23 protein-coding genes are annotated in these 22,754 nt (G+C 54.2%); 5 read left to right on the top strand and 18 right to left on the bottom strand.

Going from position 1 to position 22,754, the window contains the following annotated elements; genetic code table 11:
* Position 1: 1 nt before the first annotated feature.
* From PG722_RS05780 to PG722_RS05835, 12 genes are all read right to left on the bottom strand, one after another.
* Positions 2 to 2,452 carry an ATP-binding protein gene (locus PG722_RS05780; protein ID WP_270579937.1) on the bottom strand — a complete coding sequence of 817 codons (2,451 nt, stop codon included), beginning with the start codon at positions 2,450 to 2,452 and terminating at the stop codon, positions 2 to 4.
* Positions 2,436 to 2,828, bottom strand: coding sequence for a conjugal transfer protein (locus tag PG722_RS05785; RefSeq protein WP_270579939.1), 393 nt, complete (start codon positions 2,826 to 2,828; stop codon positions 2,436 to 2,438). The genes PG722_RS05780 and PG722_RS05785 overlap by 17 nt, the downstream gene beginning before the upstream one ends.
* A gap of 172 nt (positions 2,829 to 3,000) precedes the next feature.
* On the bottom strand, positions 3,001 to 3,489 hold the full coding sequence (locus PG722_RS05790) for an antirestriction protein ArdA (protein ID WP_270579940.1): 489 nt from the start codon (positions 3,487 to 3,489) through the stop codon (positions 3,001 to 3,003).
* Between the two features lie 45 nt (positions 3,490 to 3,534).
* Positions 3,535 to 3,756 carry a hypothetical protein gene (locus PG722_RS05795; protein WP_110437264.1) on the bottom strand — a complete coding sequence of 74 codons (222 nt, stop codon included), beginning with the start codon at positions 3,754 to 3,756 and terminating at the stop codon, positions 3,535 to 3,537.
* Positions 3,753 to 4,910 carry a replication initiation factor domain-containing protein gene (locus tag PG722_RS05800; RefSeq protein WP_270579941.1) on the bottom strand — a complete coding sequence of 386 codons (1,158 nt, stop codon included), beginning with the start codon at positions 4,908 to 4,910 and terminating at the stop codon, positions 3,753 to 3,755. The genes PG722_RS05795 and PG722_RS05800 overlap by 4 nt, the downstream gene beginning before the upstream one ends.
* A gap of 283 nt (positions 4,911 to 5,193) precedes the next feature.
* The gene (locus PG722_RS05805) at positions 5,194 to 5,499 is read right to left on the bottom strand and encodes a type II toxin-antitoxin system RelE/ParE family toxin (protein WP_116704823.1); all 306 of its coding nucleotides are present in this window, start codon (positions 5,497 to 5,499) and stop codon (positions 5,194 to 5,196) included.
* A complete protein-coding gene (locus PG722_RS05810) occupies positions 5,496 to 5,798 on the bottom strand; it encodes a type II toxin-antitoxin system RelB/DinJ family antitoxin (RefSeq protein ID WP_110437267.1) in 303 nt (100 codons plus the stop codon). Before PG722_RS05810 ends, PG722_RS05805 begins: the two co-directional genes overlap by 4 nt.
* An 80-nt stretch (positions 5,799 to 5,878) precedes the next feature.
* Entirely contained in the window at positions 5,879 to 7,189 is a 1,311-nt protein-coding gene (locus PG722_RS05815; RefSeq protein ID WP_270579942.1) for an FtsK/SpoIIIE domain-containing protein, read from the bottom strand.
* Positions 7,189 to 7,569 (bottom strand): YdcP family protein, encoded by a 381-nt coding sequence (locus PG722_RS05820; protein WP_110437269.1) that lies wholly within the window; start codon positions 7,567 to 7,569, stop codon positions 7,189 to 7,191. The genes PG722_RS05815 and PG722_RS05820 overlap by 1 nt, the downstream gene beginning before the upstream one ends.
* A gap of 22 nt (positions 7,570 to 7,591) precedes the next feature.
* Positions 7,592 to 7,915, bottom strand: a complete 324-nt coding sequence (locus PG722_RS05825; RefSeq protein ID WP_110437270.1) for a YdcP family protein — start codon at positions 7,913 to 7,915, stop codon at positions 7,592 to 7,594.
* 17 nt (positions 7,916 to 7,932) lie between these two features.
* Complete coding sequence (locus PG722_RS05830) at positions 7,933 to 9,024, bottom strand: DNA cytosine methyltransferase (RefSeq protein ID WP_442867834.1); 1,092 nt, start codon at positions 9,022 to 9,024, stop codon at positions 7,933 to 7,935.
* Positions 8,981 to 9,136 (bottom strand): hypothetical protein, encoded by a 156-nt coding sequence (locus tag PG722_RS05835; protein ID WP_158557278.1) that lies wholly within the window; start codon positions 9,134 to 9,136, stop codon positions 8,981 to 8,983. The genes PG722_RS05830 and PG722_RS05835 overlap by 44 nt, the downstream gene beginning before the upstream one ends.
* 259 nt (positions 9,137 to 9,395) lie before the next feature.
* On the opposite strand from PG722_RS05835, the gene PG722_RS05840 reads away from it, so the two are divergent.
* From PG722_RS05840 to PG722_RS05850, 3 genes are all read left to right on the top strand, one after another.
* Complete coding sequence (locus PG722_RS05840; protein ID WP_367399550.1) at positions 9,396 to 9,656, top strand: manganese catalase family protein; 261 nt, start codon at positions 9,396 to 9,398, stop codon at positions 9,654 to 9,656.
* Positions 9,657 to 9,877: 221 nt separating this feature from the next.
* On the top strand, positions 9,878 to 11,116 hold the full coding sequence (gene fabF / locus PG722_RS05845; RefSeq protein WP_270576054.1) for a beta-ketoacyl-ACP synthase II: 1,239 nt from the start codon (positions 9,878 to 9,880) through the stop codon (positions 11,114 to 11,116).
* A 228-nt stretch (positions 11,117 to 11,344) separates the two neighbouring features.
* Positions 11,345 to 12,970 (top strand): class I adenylate-forming enzyme family protein, encoded by a 1,626-nt coding sequence (locus PG722_RS05850; RefSeq protein WP_270579944.1) that lies wholly within the window; start codon positions 11,345 to 11,347, stop codon positions 12,968 to 12,970.
* Positions 12,971 to 13,031: 61 nt separating this feature from the next.
* Here the strand turns inward: PG722_RS05850 and PG722_RS05855 are convergent, their stop codons facing one another.
* The 4 genes from PG722_RS05855 to ychF form a co-directional block, all read right to left on the bottom strand.
* A complete protein-coding gene (locus PG722_RS05855) occupies positions 13,032 to 13,268 on the bottom strand; it encodes a hypothetical protein (RefSeq protein WP_270579945.1) in 237 nt (78 codons plus the stop codon).
* A 6-nt stretch (positions 13,269 to 13,274) separates the two neighbouring features.
* A complete protein-coding gene (locus PG722_RS05860) occupies positions 13,275 to 13,823 on the bottom strand; it encodes a tRNA (mnm(5)s(2)U34)-methyltransferase (RefSeq protein WP_270579946.1) in 549 nt (182 codons plus the stop codon).
* 12 nt (positions 13,824 to 13,835) lie between these two features.
* Entirely contained in the window at positions 13,836 to 14,609 is a 774-nt protein-coding gene (locus PG722_RS05865; RefSeq protein ID WP_227110228.1) for an IclR family transcriptional regulator, read from the bottom strand.
* Between the two features lie 349 nt (positions 14,610 to 14,958).
* Positions 14,959 to 16,062: a redox-regulated ATPase YchF gene (gene ychF, locus PG722_RS05870; RefSeq protein ID WP_116704817.1), complete on the bottom strand. Its 1,104-nt coding sequence runs from the start codon at positions 16,060 to 16,062 to the stop codon at positions 14,959 to 14,961.
* A gap of 139 nt (positions 16,063 to 16,201) precedes the next feature.
* Here ychF and PG722_RS05875 point away from each other — a divergent pair, with 139 nt between their 5' ends.
* Together PG722_RS05875 and PG722_RS05880 are read left to right on the top strand one after the other, a co-directional pair.
* Entirely contained in the window at positions 16,202 to 17,104 is a 903-nt protein-coding gene (locus PG722_RS05875) for a hypothetical protein (RefSeq protein WP_116704816.1), read from the top strand.
* A gap of 129 nt (positions 17,105 to 17,233) precedes the next feature.
* Positions 17,234 to 18,529 (top strand): M23 family metallopeptidase, encoded by a 1,296-nt coding sequence (locus tag PG722_RS05880; RefSeq protein ID WP_270579948.1) that lies wholly within the window; start codon positions 17,234 to 17,236, stop codon positions 18,527 to 18,529.
* A 496-nt stretch (positions 18,530 to 19,025) separates the two neighbouring features.
* Here the strand turns inward: PG722_RS05880 and PG722_RS05885 are convergent, their stop codons facing one another.
* On the bottom strand, positions 19,026 to 20,810 hold the full coding sequence (locus PG722_RS05885) for a Na/Pi cotransporter family protein (protein WP_270579949.1): 1,785 nt from the start codon (positions 20,808 to 20,810) through the stop codon (positions 19,026 to 19,028).
* 674 nt (positions 20,811 to 21,484) lie between these two features.
* Entirely contained in the window at positions 21,485 to 22,753 is a 1,269-nt protein-coding gene (locus PG722_RS05890; RefSeq protein WP_118760924.1) for a diaminopimelate decarboxylase, read from the bottom strand.
* Position 22,754 lies beyond the last annotated feature (1 nt).

Genomic DNA, 22,754 nt, shown 5'->3' on the forward strand with positions numbered 1-22,754 from the left:
ATTACACCTCGTTCCCTGTAACCGGCGGGCGCGTATCGAACGCATGGAACAGGTAATCGAACATGACATGGAACTTGACCACGCCGACACGACCGTACAGGTCTTGGAAAAGACACTGACCGTTTTCCAGATTGCGAAGCCGCTTCTGATTGTTTTCGTCCTCGGAATCTAGACCAAAAAATTCAAGCGTTTTCTTGATCTCGTTAATATCCGTAGAGCGGAACGCAAACTTCATGCCGATGTTGTTCTTGATATTCTCGTCTGCCACATCACCAGCGTTCTGGGTGACAAAGTAAACGGCAGCATTCATCGAACGACCGGCGCGAACCAGCTTGTTTGCCAACGTTTTGCCCTGTGCCACATTGAGGAACGCCCATGCTTCATCAAGTCCAACCATCTTGAAGATACTGCGGTCTGAATGGATGAAGTCCAGCGCAAAGGTGGAAATGACGATCAGCATGGAGATAGACAGCATTTCAATGGTGGTGTAGTCCGCAGGCGCGGTATCCTTATCCGGCAGAACCAGATCGGCAACTTGAATGATATTCAGCTGCTTTTCAAGGCTGATCGTCTGCTGCACCTTGCCATTTGAGAACAGCAGGTGCGCAAAGTCATAGTCCGTGAACGATTCAATGTGATCGGCAATCGCAAGCGCGGTTTCCGAGCCATCGTCCCGCAGCGCATCAATGACGCGGAGCAGACCGCGTGTTTCGCTGTTTGTGACAGCACGCACCGCCCGGCGCAGGACAGGAAACAGTTTGCCATCACGCGAGGAAATGCCCGTAAGGAAAGTGAGTACATCCAGCGCAAGACTTTCTGCGTCCTTGGTTTTCCGCATGATGATATACGGGTCAAGCATACCCTTGTTTTCCTCGTCCGAGGTCAGATTGACAATATTGATCTCGTCCGCAATCTCCGGCAACTTCTCTTTCCAAAGCCCGCGTTCAGATTTCGGGTCAAGGATAAGAGCCTGCGCGCCATTCAGAACAGCGTAGTAAGTAAGCAGGTTGAACGACAGCGATTTACCGCCGCCCAGAGAGCCGAGGAACGCACCGGACAGCGCATTGGTCACAGAACCCTTAACGCCTTGTGCCGCTTTGGCAGGCTGAACATAGACATTCTGGTCGGTATCGACATTGTAGCCGAGATAGATACCATCGCGCTCACCGAGCATTTGCGTTGCACCGAAACCCAGACCGGCAAGGAAATCACTGGTGACATACTGCACATAATCGTTCATATACCGCTTACTGGACGGGATAAACTCGTTATGCAGTCCCATCATATCACCGATGGGACGAACCAGCTTGATACTTGCGTCATCGTAGAAGTCGCGTACCTGATTGCAGCGGCGTTTGAGTTCTTCCACGTCCGGCGCGGTAACGCGCACAACATAGGACAGCTTGTACATGGATTCTTTACTCTGGTCAAGAACACTTTCGAGTTCGTCTACGCTGTCCAGCGCTTCTGCCACCTGATTGGTGGTTTCCGAGTTGTTTTCCCACGCATGGTTATCGAGGTCTTTCAGCTCCTTTTTCTTGTTGCGAACCGTATGCAAAGCAGCTTTGTTTGTGATAATCTCAACATTCATGCTGGTATCAATGGCAAAATCAAACTGCTGTTCCTGATAGTAGAAAATCTCACTGGATGGAAAATCCAGTTCACCGACCACATCCGAAATCGTAAAGTACGCAACGTAGCTTTCCGAATCCTCGGACTTCATGTGTAAATACCGCTGTTTTTCCTCAATCAGACAACGGGCAGGCTTGATAAGATCGTACTTTTTAACCAGTGTATCACGCTTGCGTTTTTTAAGTGGCAGCGTAAACGCAAAATCTTCATAGGCCGTGCCGGTCCTGCCGTAGATATGCTCCAGCAGATAGCCGAAGTCATTTTTATTTAGCCGACGCACCTTAAAACGACGCGACAGCTTATTTTCCATCAACTTTTCCATGCGGATATACCGACGAATTTCATCGTTCGGCATGGAAACAAAATCACCCATGAACGAATGACCAATAGCATTTGCCGCGTCATGCAGCAGGTTCTTTGCGGTCTTTCCCATTTCCTTGACAGAGAGTTCTTTATCCGTCACGACCAGCTTAAAGCCGAGAAAGAAGCGGTAATCGACCTGTGTATCACCGAGAGAAGCAACGAGATTTTCCGTCTGCTCGTCAATCTCGGCGCAGGCGATCTCTTTCAGCCGCCCGGTCACACTTTTCTTGGAACGCTCCTGCGCGGCGCGGATACTGCTTTCTGTGCTAATCTGCAAAGCGTGAATCTTGCCATCACGGTTCTGCGCGATCAACTGCCGGAAAGCGTCATGCACCGCGTCTTTCTGTTCCAGCGAGAGGAACGAGTAGTTGAACGGAATCAGTTCGTAATAGGCAAAACACTCGCCCTCAATGTTCCAAACGAGGTTATTTTCGATATATTTAATGGGGTACGGCACGGATAATCTCACTCCTCACTACGGTAATATCCGCGTTCTCGCGGTGCTTTTTCAGCCGGACAGACTTTCCAGTAAAGGTGACTTTCGAGCGCAGCGCATAGGCGATCACCGAGCACACGAAACTATACGGTTTCTTGCCGTCAAAAGTCTTTTTACTCATAAACCACGTCACGCCGAACGGAATACCGCACAAAATCAGCGGGTTATGAATAAGCACCAGCGGCGGCACTTTACGGAACACGAATACCAGCGCGCCGCTTGCCACCAGCCAAAGTAGCTGGGTCACGGTGACAGGTGTCGGCAGTTTTGCGTCACCGAACGAGTATATCACCTGTTCGACTTTCCATACACTGCTGTAACTTCTTAGCTTTTTCAAATTGCAGCTCCTTTTCACTTTTCTACATGATATAGAGAGTCAGAGGGAAAGGAACGAGTTCCAGCCGCAGGCGTCTTTCCTCTCCCCCTGCACGGTTGATGTATAACTCCCTGTCGGCAGTTACACACAGCCGTGCTTCACCCCCCTCACCATTCTCGCAGCGTCCCTCCTTTTATCGAATCAGTTCAAATACGCCGTCTTTGGTTTCCACAAAATCGCCCTCCATCGAGAGATCGCGCCCGTACTGTGCACTGTCAAAATACCGTCTCAGCGTTTCATCTGAAATCAGACCATCATCTAACATCTGTTCCGCTACATCGGCTGTTGTGTCACAGCCGCTCCACAGGATAATATCGTCCGCGTGCTCGCAGAAATCCTCCACACCGCTGTAATAACTGAGCAGCGAACCCATGTTATCCCGAATGTAGTCCGGCAGGTCCTCCACCATTTCACACAAGCGGTTGATCTCCTCGATGGGTGTATACTCGCCGATCTCGAACGGCAGTTCAAAATCGTGGATGGCGTACTCCTCATACTGGTCGTTCAGCCCGATACGCTCTCTCACTTCGTCCATGTCGATAGGAGGTTCAAACCACGCGCCAACGAGTTCGCCCTCGTTATATTTTCCGAGATTGGCAATATAAACACTCATTTCTTCCATATTTCCACCTCATTCCACAAGAAAAGGCTGACTTTTCAGCCAGCCTTACGCACCGAGAATCTGATTGAACAGATTCAGCAGAACATCCTTAACACCTGCCGCATTGAACACCAGACCAACCGACAGCATGGCCACCACGAGAAAGCCGATCAGTTTGGTAAACTCGCGCTTGAAGCCGAGATACAGGCCAATCACCACGATAGCAACCAGCACCAGCGGCTGGGCGTTCGACAGCAGCCAGTTATACAGATTTACGCCAAAATTCATTCGTTTTCCTCCATTTGAATCATTTCATTAACCGTTCTCATCTTCTGCTGAATGATTTTTCGGTGCTTGTCCCGCAGTTCCGTGTTGTCCAGAATATCCCTTACATGGGTCGTCCCGCACTTCTGGTCGATCAACAGGAGCATTTTCGCCGTCGGTGCCACCTGATGCGAAAACCAGTTCAGCGTCCGTTCCAGCGTGTACGGCTCGGGTGCAGTTGTCAGTTTGAGCGTATTGCGGTGCTTGCCGATAAAGGTTTCCCACTTGGGGTTCAGCGGCCATTCCTCACGCGGTTTGCTGCTTTCCTTATCCACAAAACGCACATAGCGGTTGATAATGCCAAACGCTGTCTGTTCCGGGTTCTCGTTCGACACGAGATCATACACGGCGTTGTCCGCCCGCTCATTTTTCAGCCGGATTTCAAAGCGGTTCTGAATGTCCGCCTGTTCGAGCGGCGTACCGTTTTTCACAAGCTGCTCATAGGCTTTCTCATACAGGCAAAAATACAAGTCCGACTGCATCGAACCGATGTACAGCGTTGCGCCCATGTGGGCGCTGTCCTGCTCCTGCCGACTTACCAGCCCGCCCGAGCGAAACGCCCGAAAACTGCGGAACACCGAAACGCACTCCTCCTTGCGGCATTTGCTGATAAGCAGCGGAATATCCAGCATACCCACCAAGTCATTCACCGCGAGGTCTACCCGTTTGAACACCGCCTTTTCTTTCATGCACTTGCGGAAAAATTCGTACCAAGTCTGCTTTTGTCCGTCCAGATACGCTTCAAACTGCCGACAGCCTTTGCCGCGAAGTTCGAGCAGCACGCCCATTTCTTCCAGCGGTGAGGTCAGCACCATCACGTCACCAATCCGGTAAGTGCTCGTGTAGCCGTACATTCCACGCGGCTCCTGCACCAGATATTTCATTTTCAGCCGAAGTACATCTTCAATGATGTGCTTCACATCCATTGTTGGAAAGCGGATACGCACATAGTCGAACAGCAGTGTCAGCGGCTCAGGGTGCAGCCGAATGAGCGCGTCTTTCAGCCGCCTGCGTACCTTTTGCGGCACGGACAGATTCTCCTGCTCCAACCGTCGGTAATACTTTGTTGTCAATCCGGCTTCCAGCGCCATATCCTGTTCGGATATGCCGATTTGCATCCGTTTTGCTCGAAAGTCCGTTATCCAAGTTCTGTTTTGCAATTTTACCTCCGTTTCCTGTTGATTTTGTTCAAAATTTTGCGCAGTTCGCCTATCTTGTCCGATTTGTACCCCCCTGTTAGAGAAAGGGGGTTCCGACGTTCGGGCGCGGCTGACGCCGCGCCCAACGCACCGTTCCGTGCCGTCGGCTTTCGCGCTGCACGCCGCCGCACGGACGGCGCAAGGGCATAGAAAAACGCGCAGAGTTCTTTCCTCTGCGCGTTTTGCGTGTACATATTTAATTTCAAAAAAGCAGCGCCATATAATCCTGACGCCCATCAAGTACACGGGTAACTTCTACATATTCGTTGCCCACAACACGATAGAACACAATCTGCTTTGCTACTACTAAAAACCGAATGTCCGTATCTACCGCATAGCGACTGCACAATTCTGTGCCCATAAACGGATTATCCTCTAACAGCATAATCGCGTCATACACCCGACGAGTTAATTTTGCTGCTGCTGACGGATTGTTAAGCTGCTCCCTAATATATCGTTTCGTTGCCCGCATATCTTCAACAGCAGTTTTCTTAAATTTAATTCTCATTCAGCAATACCCAACATAGCCCGGGCCTGCTCGGCAGAATAGCTTTCGGTGCAATCATCGCCCTTTTTCAGTTCTTTCACCAACCGTGCCAGAGCCTTTGCCTTAACAATTTCCGCATTATCTCCTGTCACTGCAAAGGGGAAACCGCCTGCATTTAATGACTGCTGAAAAAACACATTGATTGCGTCCGTGAGTGTCAACCCCGTTTTTGCATAAATCTGCTCCAATTCTTCACGAATTTCAGGATTCATGCGAATACGGAACATATCTGTTTTTGCAGAAGAAATAACATTATCCATCTTGCAGACCTCCTTTTCAAATTTAGTATAACACATCGTATTCTATGCGTCAATTATGTAGCTACATTGTTGCTACATAATTATTTTGCACACCTCCCAATCTCCTGCAAAAAGTCGTACCCTTTCGGCACGATCGGAGTATAAAACTCCGTAATCACCCCCTTTCCGGTATCGGCATAACCTCTGCCCTTGATATTCTTGAAAAAGAACTCCTTTTTCGTTTCGCCAAACATCATACTGTATCCAAGTTCGGACATTCTGCCGAGCGCAACTCGGAAATTAAACTGGTCGCGGATACCGTCACCGAGGTATTTAGCATCCGGGCGCTGACAAGCGAGAATCAAGAAGAATCCCGCCTGCCGTCCCAGCATAACGATCTGCCGCAGCTTGTTGAGCACATCTTCGCGCTCCCTGCTTATCAGCATTTCCATGAACGCAACGTACTCGTCAAACACGAGAAAATGCGGTGAAAGTCCGAGATATGCATAGTTTTCGCCGGTTTTGTAATTTTCCATGCGCTTCATATCCGCACTGCGTTCGTGCATAGCCGTGCAGAAATCGGTAATACTCTGCACGATTTTCTCTTTGCTGCTGTATACATTCGGCAGGACACTGGATAAGTCCGCTAAATCTGCGTTTTTCGGGTCAAGAATGTACAAAACCGCATTAGTTTCTAACAATGCCCGAATCAACGTCAGGATAAAGTACGTTTTGCCGCCGCCTGTACCGCCCGCGATCAGCATATGCGGCAGACTGTCAAACTCCCAATAAGTGTTCTGCATAAGCCGCATTTTGCCATTCTCCACGCGAACCTCAGAGATTGGAATACGGTTTGCGATCATATCATACAGCAGCGTGTACTTCACAAATCCGTCCAGCAGTTCCCTGCTGATAAGTTCACAATACAGGCCGCTTTCCAGCTTATTTTCCAAATGCAGCAGCGGTTCTTGAAACTTTCCGAGCGTAATTTCCGCCGTGATATGCAAAAGCCCGTTTTCCATGCGGTAATACATTCGCGGAAAACGGGCAATCTTCGGTTTTGAACTTGCAGGCAGGTCCTTAAAAAATCCCTCGGACTGTTTGGTGTCGCTCTGCTCATACCACTGGTTTTCCAGTACCATGCGCGCCAGCTTTTGCCGATGGCGCATTTCATTCAGCTTGTCCGGAAACCGGCGGTACAGCAGCCACGCCGTCACGGTACACACTTTTACACCCATGGCCGCGCTGAACAGCAGGTAAGCCACGGACGGACTGCGCCAGTCTGTGCGGATATTCAGCAGTACAAATGTCACGGCAAACACCGCGAACAGCAGGAAAAACACCGTTCGGAACACCAAATCTTTATCGCTCGGGCGAATCCGCCTGCCGCGATTTCTACACAGCCTGTGCATTACGATTTCTTATCCGCTGGAATATCCTTGTGCGGCTGGCTGTTCTGTGCGGGCGTTTTGAGCACCAGATCGTCCGCCTTGATGTACCAGTCCACCTCGGCGCTGTTGCCGAACGTCACATGAGCGATGGCGCCGAACATCGGGTTGACCAGCTTCACTTCCGCGTTGTACGCAAAATCGCGCACCGGAACGCTCGCCGGAACACTGACCTGAATCATACGGCCCTGCTTGTCGCTTTTCAGATCGTAGGTGCGCTCCTTGACCACCTCGGACGGCGTGCCGTCTGCGTTCTCCTCGAACACCTCGCGGCGCATTGCCGAAAAACGCAGCGTGCCGAGCGTTGCTTCATTTTCACCAAAAAAACCATTGCTGAATCTCATAAATCGTACCGTCCTTTCTCGTTTACGCCTTTTCCATATCTTCCGCGTGCAGAATGTAGTCCACGAACGCGCGGCCGTTGATAACGTAGCCCTCAGCCGTCACAGACGGATTCTTGAGCTTTACCGGCTCCATGTACGAAAACTGCTTCTGACCAGCCGCGCCGTCGATCACGACCTCAATATCATCCGCACGCTGCACATCGCTGAACAGCTTGTAGCGGCGGTACAGCACCTTGGTCTGGGTGCCGTTGCGGCGGGTGTCGCCGCGCTTCACCTCGGCCGGACCGCCAAATTCCAGATTGCCGAGCGACTTCGCCATATTCGGGATAACAAATTTCAGTTCCATAAAAAGACCTCCGAATTCTAATTCATTACTTCCGCAATACCCGCCATCACATATTCTGCACACGGCAGAGCAATCGAGTTGCCAAGTGCGCGATAACGGGCATGATCGCTGATTTCTTCATTCTTGCAGCCGTACTTTGTCCAGTTTTCAGGCAGACCCATCAACCGCTCACATTCCAGCGGTGTCAGAACGCGCAGGAATCCGTCCCGTTCCTCACCCTCGTACCAAAACGAAAACGGTGCTGTTACACTGGCAAGCAGAGTTGGGAACGGTTCTCCTCCTCGTCCGAAGCTGGCGCAGAATCCTTTCTGATCTCCGACCTGTGCCATAGTTCGCATCCGCCGAAGGGAAAACGGTCTAACGATGGGTACCTGCCGCCCTGTTTGAGCAACAGGCACTCCACCTCTTTGGGTGGCGGACAACCCGCCCGGACCGCTAATCGTAGAAAACGGGAGCACAGTCCGGGGCTTAAATAATACTTCTCCGGCACGCTGGCCTGCAAAATCTGCCACGACGAACACGCGCTTGCGCCGCTGTACGAGGGCGGGTTCTCCCCAATACTGGGCGTCCAGCAGTCGCCAAGCGGTATCAGCGCATCCCCCTCGCACCATTCCGGCGTGTGCCCATCCACGAGGAGGCACTGAAACCTCGGCACCTGTGAACGCACTGAGCATGGCTGCAAAATCCAGCCTGTCATTTGAAGAAAACGCTCCTGCAACGTTTTCCCAAATACAGAAAGCTGGATACCGACCATTGGTTGCATATCTCATCTCCTCGATAATTCGCATTGCCTGATAAAACAGGCTGGATTTCTTGCCCGCAAAACCGTTTCTCGTGCCAATCTGCGACAAGTCCTGACAGGGCGAGCCGAACGTAATCACATCGACCGGCGGTATCTCTGCGCCGCTGATTTTTGTAATGTCACCCAGGTGCAGCATATCCGGGAAATGCCGTTTGGTGATGGAGATCGGGCGTGCTTCGATCTCGCTCGCCCACACAGGTTCCATGCCGCAGTGTACCGCCGCCAGCGGAAACACGCCGATTCCATCGAACAGACTGCCGAGTTTAAGTACGGTCACGCGCATACCTCGTGCGGCCCATCGTGCCATGGATACGACAGTTGCCGGTGCGGATTTTCTTACCGCGCACACGGGCAAGGCAGTCACAATGCTCGTCCGGGTCCAAGTGTGCCCCGCAGTGCGGACAGGTGTTGTAGTACATGAGTATCCCTCCTGCTATTACATGAATTGTCATACTATCTGTACGCTGAACGGCGGCGGTCTGGCAAACAAACAATAGATTTTATATTGAGTAAGCATGATCTTCTCCTTTTTCGGGTAATGAAAAAGCCGTCCTTCTTTGAGAACGGCTTTCGCTTTACCAGTTTTTGACGTAATATGGTTTGTATTTTAGGAAACAGCTTGTCCTGCTTTATTTTTGTCATTTTACGGTAATTTTGTTGTTCTTGTCACACCGCAGCATGAAAAGGCTTGTACAAATTCCCCTCAAAAGTTGTTCTTATCCCATCGTACCAGAGCAAAAAGCCAGAACAACTTACGACAACCTTCTCCGCCTGATCGACGACCCGGATGTTCGTGAGCCGCTCAAATTCCTGCGGGAACGGGAGGTCGTGCATTTCCAGCGGTTCGGTGACGCACTGCGCGTTGTGCAGGATAATCTGGATGCCAAGAATTACTACGCCTACAACCCGTCCATCGACATCCGGCCCAAAGAGAAATAACGCATTTGCAAGGAGATGGTCCCTGACCGTCTCCTTTTTTGTGCAAATACTGTATCAATCTGGGGTATTGTGCAAAACAAATTTGAACACTTTACTGTGTAAAGTGACTTTTCTTTTCCGTGCATTTCTGCTATAATGCTATTAAGTAGCGCATATTATATATTTGCCTGATCACTATCGGACAGGCCTTCGCATAAATTTCAGTAAGTAGGGGAACAAGCATGAAAGAACAGAAATTGGTCATCACCGGTATGGGCGCTGTTACGCCGATCGGTATTGGTGTGGACGCATACTGGTCCGCACTGGTGGAGGGACAATGCGGTGTAGGAAAAATTACCCGCTTTGATGCATCCGAGCTGCCCGTGCAGATCGCGGCAGAGCTGAAGGACTTCGATCCCGCTGCCTACATGCCGAAAACGCTGGCCCGCACGATGGACCCGTTCATGCAGTTTGCCTTTGTTGCGGCCGAGGAGGCTCTCAAGGACAGTGAGCTGTCCATCGAGAGCGAAAGCGACCGTATCGGCATCGTCATGGGCACTGCAATGGACGGCGTTACCACCGTTGCACAGACGCAAGCTGCGTTCGACGCAGGCAAGCGCGTCGGCCCTCGCTTTGTGCCGATGACCATCGGCAACATCGCTGCTGCCCAGATCTCGATTGCACACGGCATTCACGGCCCGAGCCTGACGCTCAACACGGCATGCTCGGCAGGCGGCGACGCCATCATGACCGCAGCGATGCTGCTCCGCTCCGGCGAGGCAGACGCGGTTCTGGCAGTCGGCGGCGAAAGCATTCTGTGCCCGATCGTCGTTTCCGGTCTGTCGCAGGCCAAGGCGCTTTCCCGCCGAAACGACGACCCCGAGCAGGCGTGCCGCCCGTTCGACATTGACCGCGACGGCTTCGTTATCGGTGAGGGCGGCGGCGCTCTCCTGATCGAGACCGAGGAGCATGCACTCGCCCGCGGCGCAAAAATCCACGCCGTACTCGCCGGTTACGCGAACACCTCGGATGCACACCACGTTACCGCGCCCTGCCCGGACGGCGAAGGCGCTTCCCGCTGCATGAAGCTGGCGCTCAAGAGGGCCGGCATGCAGCCGTCCGACATTGGCTATATCAACGCGCACGGCACGTCCACGCCGCTCGGCGACAAGGCCGAAACGCTGGCGGTCAAGACCGTGTTCGGCGGCCGCGAAAGCGCACCGCCGATGAGCTCCACCAAGTCCGCGACCGGCCACCTCATGGGCGCCGGCGGCCTGACCGAAGCCATCGCCTGCATCAAGGCCATCGAGGAAGGCGTTCTTCCGCCCACCCTGCACCTGGCAAAGCCCGATCCGGAATGCGATCTGGATTATGTGCCGAATACCGCGCGCAAGGCGGAAATCAACGCCGCAATGAGCAATTCGCTCGGCTTCGGCGGACAGAATTCCAGCCTGATTGTTGCTCGATACGAGAAACAGTGAGGCGGTAGAAGTGAGAAGCTTGTGCAGCAATTCTCCTCCTGTCAAACAAATAAACAAACAGGGACATCGGCATGCAGCCTGTGTCCCTGTAAGATTTTTCTTCTTGCAATTCCATGATTGTGTGGTATTATAATATTCGTTAAGTAGTTTTTAACTCTACATACAACCCATTTCCTGAGGTAATTACGAATTGCTAATTCCCCATACAAATTATTACGAGGTGATCCCTTGAGTCACGAATACACCTATGATATTTCCATGTTCCGCGACACATTTGAAACCCGTTTCACCTATCTGAACGGTTTTCTTCGCAATGTTTCGCGTTTCGGCAGCCGACCGGCACTCTTTGACCCGCGTTCCGGCCGCCGCTGGACCTACCGCGAACTAAACGCCGAAGCCAACCGTCTGGCGCATGCGCTGCGCGCGGATGGCGTCGGTAAGAACGACGTTGTCATGTTCACCCTGCTCAACTCGCCGGAGTTTGTTTTCTGTTATCTGGCGGCGCACAAGATTGGTGCGATCGCGTGTCCGGTCAACTACCGGCAGGGCGCAGGCGAGATTGCACTCGTCATTGACGACAGCACGCCCAAGGCTTTCATCTACGACGCCGAGTTCGGCGAGCTGTCCGGCGGTGCGCTCGACCTGTGCGAGAGCAAGCCTGCCATCAAGATCGTTGTCGGCGCGGACGATGCCGTACCTGCCGGTCAGGTGCGCTATGCGGATTACGTTGCCGATCAGCCGGAGAACGACCCGCCGATTGACTTCGACCCGCACATCTACGACGAGACCACCCGTCTGTACACTTCCGGCACAACCAACCGTCCGAAGGGCGTGCCGATCAACAATATCAACGAGGTGCTTTCCGCGCATGACGTTATGATGCACTTCCCTCTTGGTCCGACCGACCGCACGATGAACATGACCCCGTGGTTCCACCGCGGCGGCATCCACTCCGGCGGCCCGTGCCCGACCCTCTATGCGGGCGGCGAAGTTGTCATTCTGCGCGATTTTGCACCGAAGCGCTGCCTGGAATATGCCGCGAAGTACAACATCTCGTTCCTGATCGGTGTACCGACCATCATTGCCATGCTCGCACGCACGCAGGAGCGCACCCCGCACGACCTGTCCGCGCTGCGCGGCATTGTCACCATGGGCGCGCCGTTTGAAAAGAGCGCATGCGAGAAGTACATGAAGCTGCTCACGCCGAACATTTTCAACGGCTACGGCACGACGGAATCCTTCTGGAACACATTTCTGCGCCCGTTCGACCTGCCGGATAACGCAGGCTCGGCCGGCCGCTCGTGTACGGACGACGAGGTCCGCATCGTAAAGCTGCGCGAGGACGGCTCCCATTCCGAGCCGGACGACCTGGTCCCGCACGACAACGTGGCCGAGGGCGAGATCATCATCTCCTCTCCGGCAAAGAGCGCATTCTGCTACTACAACAACCCGGAAATGACCGAGCAGAAGTTCTACAAGGGATTTCTGTATACCGGCGACGTCGGCACATGGGACGAGAACGAGTTCGTCACCGTGCGCGGCCGCAAGGACGATATGATCGTTTCCGCAGGCGAGAACATCTATCCGCCGCAGATTGAGGCCGTGCTGAACGACCATCCCAAGGTCGCAGAGAGCGCCGTTATCGGTGCGCCGGACAAGCTGCGCGGCGAAGTTGTTGCGGCATATGTTGTGCCGAGCGATCCCTCCCTCACCGTTGAGGAGCTGAAGGAGTACTGCACGAACAGTCCCATGCTGTCCTCGTACAAGTGGCCGCGCATCTACAACATCGTTGATTCCCTGCCGCACACTGCGACCGGCAAAATCATGCACCGCGCCCTGCGCAAGCAAAAATAACCCAGACAGCACAAAAGGAGAATGGATTCGTTCCATTCTCCTTTTTACATCTACAACACGTTTACAGTAATCCTTGCAGCGACAGCGCAGCCGCCAGCGCCAGCAGAATGGCGATCAGCGTTTTCAGCACGCGCAGGAATCGTTCTCTTGTGACAAACCGCCGCCAGCCGGTCGGCTTCGGGTCGGGCGGCAGCATTTCGTCCGATGTCGGCTTATGGTCGAGCAGCCCCACGCCGCAATCCTTGCATTTACGAACATTCTCGACGTATTCCGCGCCGCATTTCGGGCACCAAGGCATAATTCGTTACTCCTTCCAGATGAAAATCGGCAGCGGCGGATCATTTTTGCGGTTCATCCACTCACAGCCGAGCACGGTATAGGTTCGGTCGTCGAGTTCCCGCAAGTGAGCCAGAATCGCGTCGCGCTCCTCATAGCCGTTTTCCTTGCCGTAATAGAGCGCAAGCGCCATCAATCCGCCTTTTTTGAGCAGCTTCAGTCCCGCATCAACAGCAGGCAGTGAAGTCTCTGCGGTGGTGAATTTTGTCGGGTCTCCGCCGGGCAGACGGCCGAAATTGAACACGATGCAGTCCACGGTCTCCGGTTCGGCGTAGTGCGCCATGTTAGCGTGGCTGTCGAGGTAAACCTCGGCGCTGAGATGCTCCTTCGCCAGCAGCTCGCAGGTCTGCCGAACGGCATCCTCCTGCACATCAAAGGCCAGCACACGGCCGTTTTCGCCTGTCAGACGGCACAGCAGCGCTGTGTCTCTGCCCTTGCCCGCGGTCGCATCAATACAAAAATCGCCTTCCCGAACCTGCCGCCGGAGCACATCATGCACAACCGAAAGTGTGTTCATGCTCTGCCCTCCTCAAAAGCGGCTGCCGCCAAGCGCGCGCGCGATTTCGTCCCGCGCAGCCATGAGCGGCGCACGCAGCTCTGCCACGCGCTGGTCGGTCATGCGGCTGACCGGCGCGGACAGCGAAATCGCATAGGACGCGCGTCCGCGGTAGTCCGGAATGGCGGCCGCAATGCAGCGCACGCCAAGCTCGTTCTCCTCATTGTCGAGCGCGTAACCAAGCTGACGCACCTTGTCGATCTCACGGAAAAACGCGTCCTCATCGACGATGGTGTGCTCGGTCCACGCATGCACATCGCTGTGCTGCCACACGTCGCGCACCTCTGCGGTGTCCCATGTGGCAAGAATTGCCTTTCCAACGCCCGTACAGTACAGCGGCAGGCGCATGCCGATGCGCGAGAACATACGAATGGCAGACGAGCCGTTATCCACTTTATGGATGTACACAATGTCCTTGTCGTCGCGCATGACAAGGTGAACGGTCTCATCCGTGCACTGCTCGAGCCGTTCAAGCGACGCGCGTGCTCTCTCAACAATATCCAGATTATCCACAATATAGCTGCTCATCTCGCACAGGCGCATACCGGCGCGGTAGACGCTGGTTTCCGCGTCGCGCTGCACATAGCCGCGCGCGCACATGCTGGCCAGCAGACGGTGAACCGTGCTTTTGTGCAGGCCGGTTTCCGCAGACAGACCGCCAATGCTCATGCCGTTGCGGCTGCGGCACAGAGTTTCCAGCAAATCGAATGCGCGGTCGAGCGATTGAACGGTCGATTGCTCCGCCATGAAAACGCTTCCCTTCGTTCCGTATTATAAAACACATCTCCATTATACAGCAAAGCTGCACAAAAAACAAGGGATTATTTTGGTGTGGTCGCCAAATTTGGATTGGTCACTTGCGAAGCGGACGGAATTTGCGCTGACACCGCGCGGGCGCAACACAAGGCGAATTGCCCGTCGGGCAAGAGAGCGTCCCCTGTGGGATAACAGTGCCGCGCAGCTTTTTAACACGTTATACCGCCTGTCACCTGCGAATAAATCTGCTGATAAACACCATCTTGCAGGAATCGAAATTTCTCCTTTTACAAAGCAAAACCACAGTCAAAACGACTGTGGTCTGCGTAAAATGTTTGAATCAGACGTTGAAGCGGAACAGAACAACATCGCCGTCCTGCATCACATACTCCTTGCCCTCGGAGCGAACCAGACCCTTTTCGCGGGCAGCAGCCAGCGAGCCAAGCTCGATGAGGTCCTTATAGTTGATAACCTCAGCGCGAATGAAGCCGCGCTCGAAGTCGGTGTGAATCTTGCCGGCAGCCTGCGGCGCCTTTGTGCCCTTCTCGATGGTCCACGCGCGAACCTCCTGCTCGCCGGCGGTGAGGTAGCTCATCAGGCCGAGCAGGTCGTAGCAGACCTTGATCAGACGATCCAGACCGGACTCGTGCAGACCGAGCTCGGACAGGAACATCTCCTTCTCCTCTGCGTCCATGCCGGCGATATCCTCCTCCAGCTTTGCGCAGATCGGCAGAACCATCGCGCCTTCTGCGTCTGCGATGGCCTGTACCGCCTTGAGGCGCTCGTTCTCGGTATCGTTGCCGGTAAAGCCTTCCTCGTCCATGTTTGCTGCGTAGATGACCTTCTTCGCGGACAGCAGGTCGCTCTCGCCGATCACGCGGTCAATGTCCTCGTCCTCGCCAAAGCCCTCGAAGGTGCGGGCGGTCTTGCCCTCCTCCAGATGCGCCTTCAGGTTCTCGAGGATCTCCACGTCACGGAGCAGCTTCTTGTCTGCCTTCGCAGCCTTGCGGGTACGCTCGAGACGGCGCTCGAGGTGCTCGATGTCCGCAAGGATCAGCTCGAGGTTGATGGTCTCGATGTCACGGGCCGGATCGACCGAGCCTTCAACGTGCACGATGTTCTCGTTGTCGAAGCAGCGGACAACGTGAACGATGGCGTCAACCTCGCGGATGTGGGACAGGAACTTGTTGCCAAGGCCCTCACCCTTGCTTGCGCCGCGCACCAGACCGGCAATGTCAACGAACTCGACCACAGCAGGCGTGGTCTTCTTTGCGTGATAGAGATCGGTCAGCGGCTGCAGACGCTCATCCGGTACAGCAACCATGCCGACGTTCGGGTCGATGGTGCAGAACGGATAGTTTGCGCTTTCCGCGCCTGCCTGCGTAATTGCGTTGAACAAGGTAGACTTGCCGACGTTTGGCAGTCCGACGATGCCGAGTTTCATAATGTAATTCCTCCAACTTTATAAGGGGATTTTCTGCTCCCCGTTTTCTGCATAAAAATAGTATACCGCTTTCGCTGGAATTTTGCAATGTTTTGCGCTATACTAAAGATACCAATTTGTCTGCAAGAGGTGAAAAGCCATGCCTTCTTATGTCACTTACCATATTTTTGCGGCTACCGTACAGCGCGTAACCAGTGATTCGGTCGCCCATATCGCGTCCTCCTATCCGGCGGCCTACCGATGGGGCTCGCAGGGAGCGGACCCGCTGGCGCTCTATCACGCGCCGTTCCCGTCCGCCCTGCGCAGACTGGCGAACCGCGTCTGCACCGAGCCGCCCGCGCCGCTGTTCGAGTCACTGTGCAAAGCCGCCGTCGCGTCGCACAACACGGCTGCGCTCGCATATGTATTCGGATTCTGCACGCACTATGCACTCAGCCGTGTAACCTATTCGTTTGTTTCCGCACAGGCGGACAGGCTGTCGCAGTTCATGCCGGGCTACTCTGCCGAGGCACGCCGCCATTTAGTCGAGAGCGACATCGACGGTGTGATGATCGCGGATTTTGTCTCGGACACGCCCGCCGAGTACGAAGCGTACCGTCAGCTGGAGCCGGATGCGCCCGAGTCCCCTCTCGCGGCGAAAATTCTGGCGCAGGCCCTGCGGGAGACGTATGGCGTGCACATCACGCCTGCCGCCGTCTACCACTCGATGAACGATATGCGCCGCATGCACCATCTCGCGCATCAGGGTGCCTCTGCGCTCAGCCGTCTGCAGCGGTTCGAGCACCTGATCGGCAAATCCGGTTTTGCGTCCTCGCTCATCCGTCCGACAGAGCCGCTCTCGGCGGACTGCACCAATCAGGAGCACCGTCCGTGGACATCCCGCACCGGCGAGCGAACGGATTCGTTCTACGATCTGTTTGATGCCGCCGTGCCGCTGGCGGTCTCGCTGCAGCGTGCCGCTCTCGACCGCTATTATCAGCAGAAGCCGCTCGATCCGCGCTTTTTCCCCACGGATTTTACGGGCACACCCATCAAAAAATAAAAATTTGATAACTTAGCGACAGGTTTCGTATGACTTCGCTCCCTGAAATGGGTATTCTTGGTGCTGTTACCAAACTGTAACCATTGAAAGGAGTGAATATGGCGCACATCATTCCGCCATACTACCATCATGCGAAACCTGTTATCTTTTGTTTTGGGCGTGATTTCACGCCTGCTCTACCTGCTTCTGCGGCTCATCCTGCTGCTCGACCGCACGATCTGCCGCATATACGACCTGCCGGTCTGGAGCCGGTTCGCCGGTGTTCTGCGGCAGGCAGGCCGTCGCCGTTCGGTCTGTGCGCTGAGCGTATTCGGACTGCTGTTCCTGCTGCCCGCTCTGCTGCTGACCAGGCCGGGCACGCTGCTGCTTGCGGACGGTCAGCCGCTCGGTGTTATCGAGGACAGCGCAACGCTGCTGAACGCGGTAAACGCGGTTGAATCCAGCGCGTCTGCCGTTTCCGGCACGGACTATTACCTGCCGCTGCGCCTGCAGGCCAAACCGGTGCGGACAGCTGCTCCGCTGCTGACGCAGGAGGAACTCGAACGCAATCTCATTACTGCCAGCGGCGAGCTGGACACGCTTGCCATTATTTCGGTGGACGGCAGACAGACCGCCATTGCCGCCGATACGGACGGCGCGCAGGCCGCGCTCGACCAGATCAAGGCCGCGTACACGACAGCGGCAGACGAAAACGTACACTTCCTGCAGACCGTCCGCGTGGACAAGGCCGTTGCGCCAGCCGCGCTTGCAGAGACCGATTCCGCGCTGTATGATACCCTGTCGCAATGCCTTGACGTGACTGCGACCCGCGCCGTCACCTACACCGAGCAGATTCCGTTCGATACCGTGACGCAGGAGAACAAAAATCAGGACCAGACCTACCGCGAGACCGTTCGGCAGGGCTGTGCAGGCACAGCGCAGGTCACCGCCGAGATTGAAACCGTGGACGGTGAGGAGCGCACGCGCACCATCCTCGCGCGCACCGTGCTCCGGCAGGCCACCGACGAAATTGTCGAGGTCGGCACGCGCAATGTCGGCATCGGCACCGGAGAATTTGCCGTGCCGCTGAACAGCTACACGTTCACCTCGGCGTTCAAGTACCGCTGGGGCCGCCTGCACGGCGGCGTAGACCTCGCCGTGGACGAAGGCACGCCGGTCTATGCCGCGGATAACGGCAAGGTCATCGTTGCAGAGGACTCCGGCAACGGCTACGGCAGCTATATCATCCTCGACCACCGGAACGGCTTCAAGACGCTGTACGGGCATAATTCACAGCTGCTCGTGTCGGTCGGCGATGTGGTCAGCAAGGGCGATAAAATCGCGCTTTCCGGCAATACCGGCAACTCCACCGGCCCGCATCTGCATTTTGAGGTGCATGTCAATGATGAAAAAGTAGATCCGACGCAATACGTTAATCTGTCATAATTTTGCAATCATCTCAAATTGGTAACCATGTAAACCGTAGGGCGGGCTGATATCAGCCCGCCATTTTTCACGAACTGCTCTGTCTTACAACGGCGGGATGAGGTCATACCCCAGAGCACCTTCTCTTGCCCTTTGGGCAATTCACCTTGTCCCGCCCTGCAATAAAGCCTCATCCTATGCAGCAATCATTACTAATTTCTAATTACTAATTAAAAAAGAGAGATTGGTTTTCCAATCTCTCTTAGCTTGTCGAAAAAGCAATATTCGATTTTTATGCTTCGTGCGGCAGCACGCATTCAATCGAATTTGCTTTGCAAATTCATAAATTCCGGGGGCGTGTACCTCGGAATTTATACAAGGGAAGAAAAAATGTGTCCGCAGGACGCGGTTTTTCTTCGAGATTCGCTCGAAAGCGTGGTTTCGAGCGAGAGGCTGTTCGGAAAACAAAGTTTTTCGACAGCCTCAGAGAGATTGGTTTCCCAATCTCTCTTTTTTATTACTCCATCGCCTCGACTTCATCAATCTTGGTGAGGTACTTATTCTGATAGAATTTGAGCTTCTCCGCGAACTGCGGGGTCTCCTTATATGCCTGCTTGACGTAGGCGTGCGTATCAAACTCGGCTGCGCCCTCGGCCAGCTGGATGGTATAAATGGCGATATTCGAGCAGTGGTCGCTGATCTTCTCAAGGTCATGCACAATATCCAGGAAGTGGATACCGGTCTGCATGGTGCACTCGTTCCGACCCAGACGCTCGATGTGGCGGCTCTTGAGACGCTCCTTCATCGTATCCACGACTTCTTCCAGCGGCTCGACCATACGGGCGGTCGAAACAGCCTGATTGTCATAGCCGTCAACGGTCATGTCGAGCACCTCGGCAACCGCTTCGCACATGGTGTGCAGCTCCTGCATCGCACTCGGCGAGAAGGACAGACCGGCCTCACGGAACTCGTCGGCACGCTCGAAGATGTTCTGCGCATAGTCGCCGATCTTCTCAAAATCAGACAGCGAGTGCATCATCTCGGCCATCTGGCGGCGCTGATCGACCGAACGGATGTTGTGGATGGTGGTCAGGTAACGGCCAATCTCAACCTCTGCACGGTCGAGGAAGGCCTCGTGCTCGTGGAAGATCTCCTCGTTTGCAGCCGCGCCGCCGAACAGCGGGTCGGTTGCCAGATGGAAATTCTGCTTGGCAGTGTCGCCCATGTCAGCAATGCAGCGCTGTGCCTGATCGAGTGCCAGGGACGGCGTGGTCAGGAAGCGAGGCTCCAGCTTTGCCAGCGGGTCCTCCTGCGTCTCCTCTGCGGGCACGCTCGCCGTTGCCAGCTTGACCAGCAGACCGGTGAACGGCAGGAACAGCACCGTACAGGTGAGATTGAACAGCGTATGGAAGTTTGCGATGCCGCCCTTGTCGATTGCGTTATCCCAGAAAGAGAAACCAACCGTGTACTGAATCGCATAAATGCCGATCAGGAACAGGATGGAGCCGATCAGGTTGAAGTAGAAGTGTACCATCGCGGTACGGCGGGCATTCTTGGAGCCGCCCACCGAGGACAGGAATGCGGTGATACAGGTACCGATGTTCTGACCGAGGATGATCGGGATAGCAGCCGAATAGGTGATCGCACCCGTGGTGGACAGCGCCTGCAGAATACCAACCGATGCGGAGGACGACTGGATGATCGCGGTAACGCCCGCGCCGACCAGCACGCCGAGCACCGGATTGGAGATAGCAGCGAACAGATCCGCGAACTGCGGCAGATCAGCCAGCGGTGCAACCGCGCCCTCCATGACCGACATGCCGATGAACAGAATACCAAAGCCGGTGAAGATATCCGCGATATCGCGGGTACGGCGCTTTTTTGCAATCATCATAATGATTACGCCGACAAGTACGATGATATATGCCAGATTCTTCGGCTTGAGCAGATCCATGAACAGGCTGCCGCTGCCCTCGCCGCCGGACAGACGCAGGATCTGCGCGGTAATCGTGGTACCGATGTTGGCACCGAGGATAACGCCGACCGACTGCTTGAGCGTCATGATACCGGCGTTTACAAAGCCGACAACCATAACGGTCGTTGCGGACGAAGATTGAATGACCATGGTAACGACCATGCCCATCAGCAGAGCAGTAACGACATTGCCCGTCATTTTTTCAAGCGTTTTCTCCAGTTTAGAGCCTGCTGCGCGCTCCAAACCTTTTCCCATTGTCGTCATACCGTAGATGAACAGCGCAAGACCGCCGATCATCTGCACGATTGACAGCACATCAAAATCCATATGCTTCCTCCCGTTTTGTTACATAATCATTTTCATTATTTCTTCACAATTCGCATACATTTTAATTATATTGTTTTTACATGGTACTGTCAATAAAAATTGCGTTAATACGCAGGCTTTACACACATTTAACATTGGTTTGCCTACCCGGCAGGGGCACAAGAGGGTAGACACCTGCGGTTTCCACCCTCTGATTTTCACCCCTTTCCCTTTGGGATAGCACGGCGAAATTTGCAGAACTGAGACTATAAAGGAACGGCAGAGGATTTTTTCTTCCGTAGAGGCGGACCAATGTGTCCGCCCATTCTCCTGCCTCTATGCAATGCCAGATACATTACTGCTACACATATGGTTTACTCTACGCAGGCGCGACACAAGGTGAATTGCCCGAAGGGCAAGAGAAGGTCCTCTGGAGGATACCCGTGTCGCGCAACTCGTTGGCTCGTTATTACGGACGGCACCTACGAATATAATCCATTAATATCATTTAACAACTATCCGTAGGGCGGGGTGACCTCACCCCGCCGTTCCCCAATAACCCCCTTATGTTAAACCCAACCGGAGACATTGTTTCATCTGTACGTTCATTTTCCATTCTCCATTTTCAATCCTCAATTACTCCACAGAACGCAAAAAGGACCCCAAAGGGGTCCTTTTCTGTGTGCATAAGACTCTTACTTAATATTATCAAACAGTCCGGTAAAATCAAACGTTGCAAAGTAGTCCTTCGGGGTCTCTGCGCGGCGGATCATTTCTACCGAGCCGTCCTCGCAAAGCAGCAGCTCTGCGGAACGCAGCTTTGCGTTATAGTTATAACCCATCGAGAAGCCGTGCGCGCCGGTATCGTGGATATAAACGTAATCGCCGATGTCAATCTGCGGCAGATTGCGGTCAACGGCAAACTTGTCGTTATTTTCGCACAGACCGCCGGTCACATCGTAGGTATGATCGCACAGCGCGTTTTCCTTGCCGAGCACGGTGATATGGTGGTATGCGCCATACATCGCCGGACGCATGAGGTTCGCAGCGCAGGCGTCCAGACCGGCATACTCCTTATAGGTATGCTTCTGGTGGATGCACTGGGCAACCAGAGCGCCGTAAGGGCCAAGGATAAAGCGGCCCATCTCGGTGTAGATGGCAACATCGTCCATGCCAGCCGGAACAAGAACCTCGTCGTAAGCCTGATGTACGCCTTCACCGATGGCCATGATGTCGTTCGGCTCCTGCGACGGACGGTACGGAATGCCTACGCCGCCGGACAGGTTGATGAATGCGATATGCACGCCGGTCTCCTTCTGCACGTCAACCGCCAGCTGGAACAGGATGCGTGCCAGCGCCGGATAGTACTCATTGGCAACCGTGTTGGAGGCGAGGAATGCGTGAATGCCGAAATGCTTAACACCCTTTTGCTTCATGTACTTGAACGCTTCGACCAGCTGCTCGCGGGTCATGCCGTACTTGGCCTCCTGCGGGGTATCCATGATGGAGTTGTTCAGCACGAAGTCACCGCCCGGATTGAAGCGGCAGGACATGGTCTCCTTCCAGTCGCCTACTACCTTGTCATAGAAATCGAGGTGGGTAATATCATCGAAGTTGATGATGGTGTTCAGGTCGGATGCGAGCTTGTAGTCCTCTGCCGGCGTGACGTTGGATGAGAACATGATGTCATGCTCCTTTACGCCGCACACATCGCTGAGCTGCAGCTCAGGCAGGCTGGAGCAGTCACAGCCAAAGCCTTCCTCATGCAGAATCTGGATGAGACGCGGGGTCGGCGTCGCCTTGACAGCGAAGTATTCCTTGTAGCCCGGGTTCCACGCAAATGCTTCCTTTACCTTGCGGGCGTTCTCACGGATCGCCTTCTCATCGTAAATGTGAAACGGAGTCGGATAGGTTTTGGTGATCTCCTGCACTTGCTGGAGCGTCAAAAAGGGTTTCTTTTCCATT

The sequence above is a fragment of the Butyricicoccus sp. OF27-2pH9A genome, from assembly GCF_027693185.1.
Lineage (GTDB): Bacteria > Bacillota > Clostridia > Oscillospirales > Butyricicoccaceae > Agathobaculum > Agathobaculum butyriciproducens.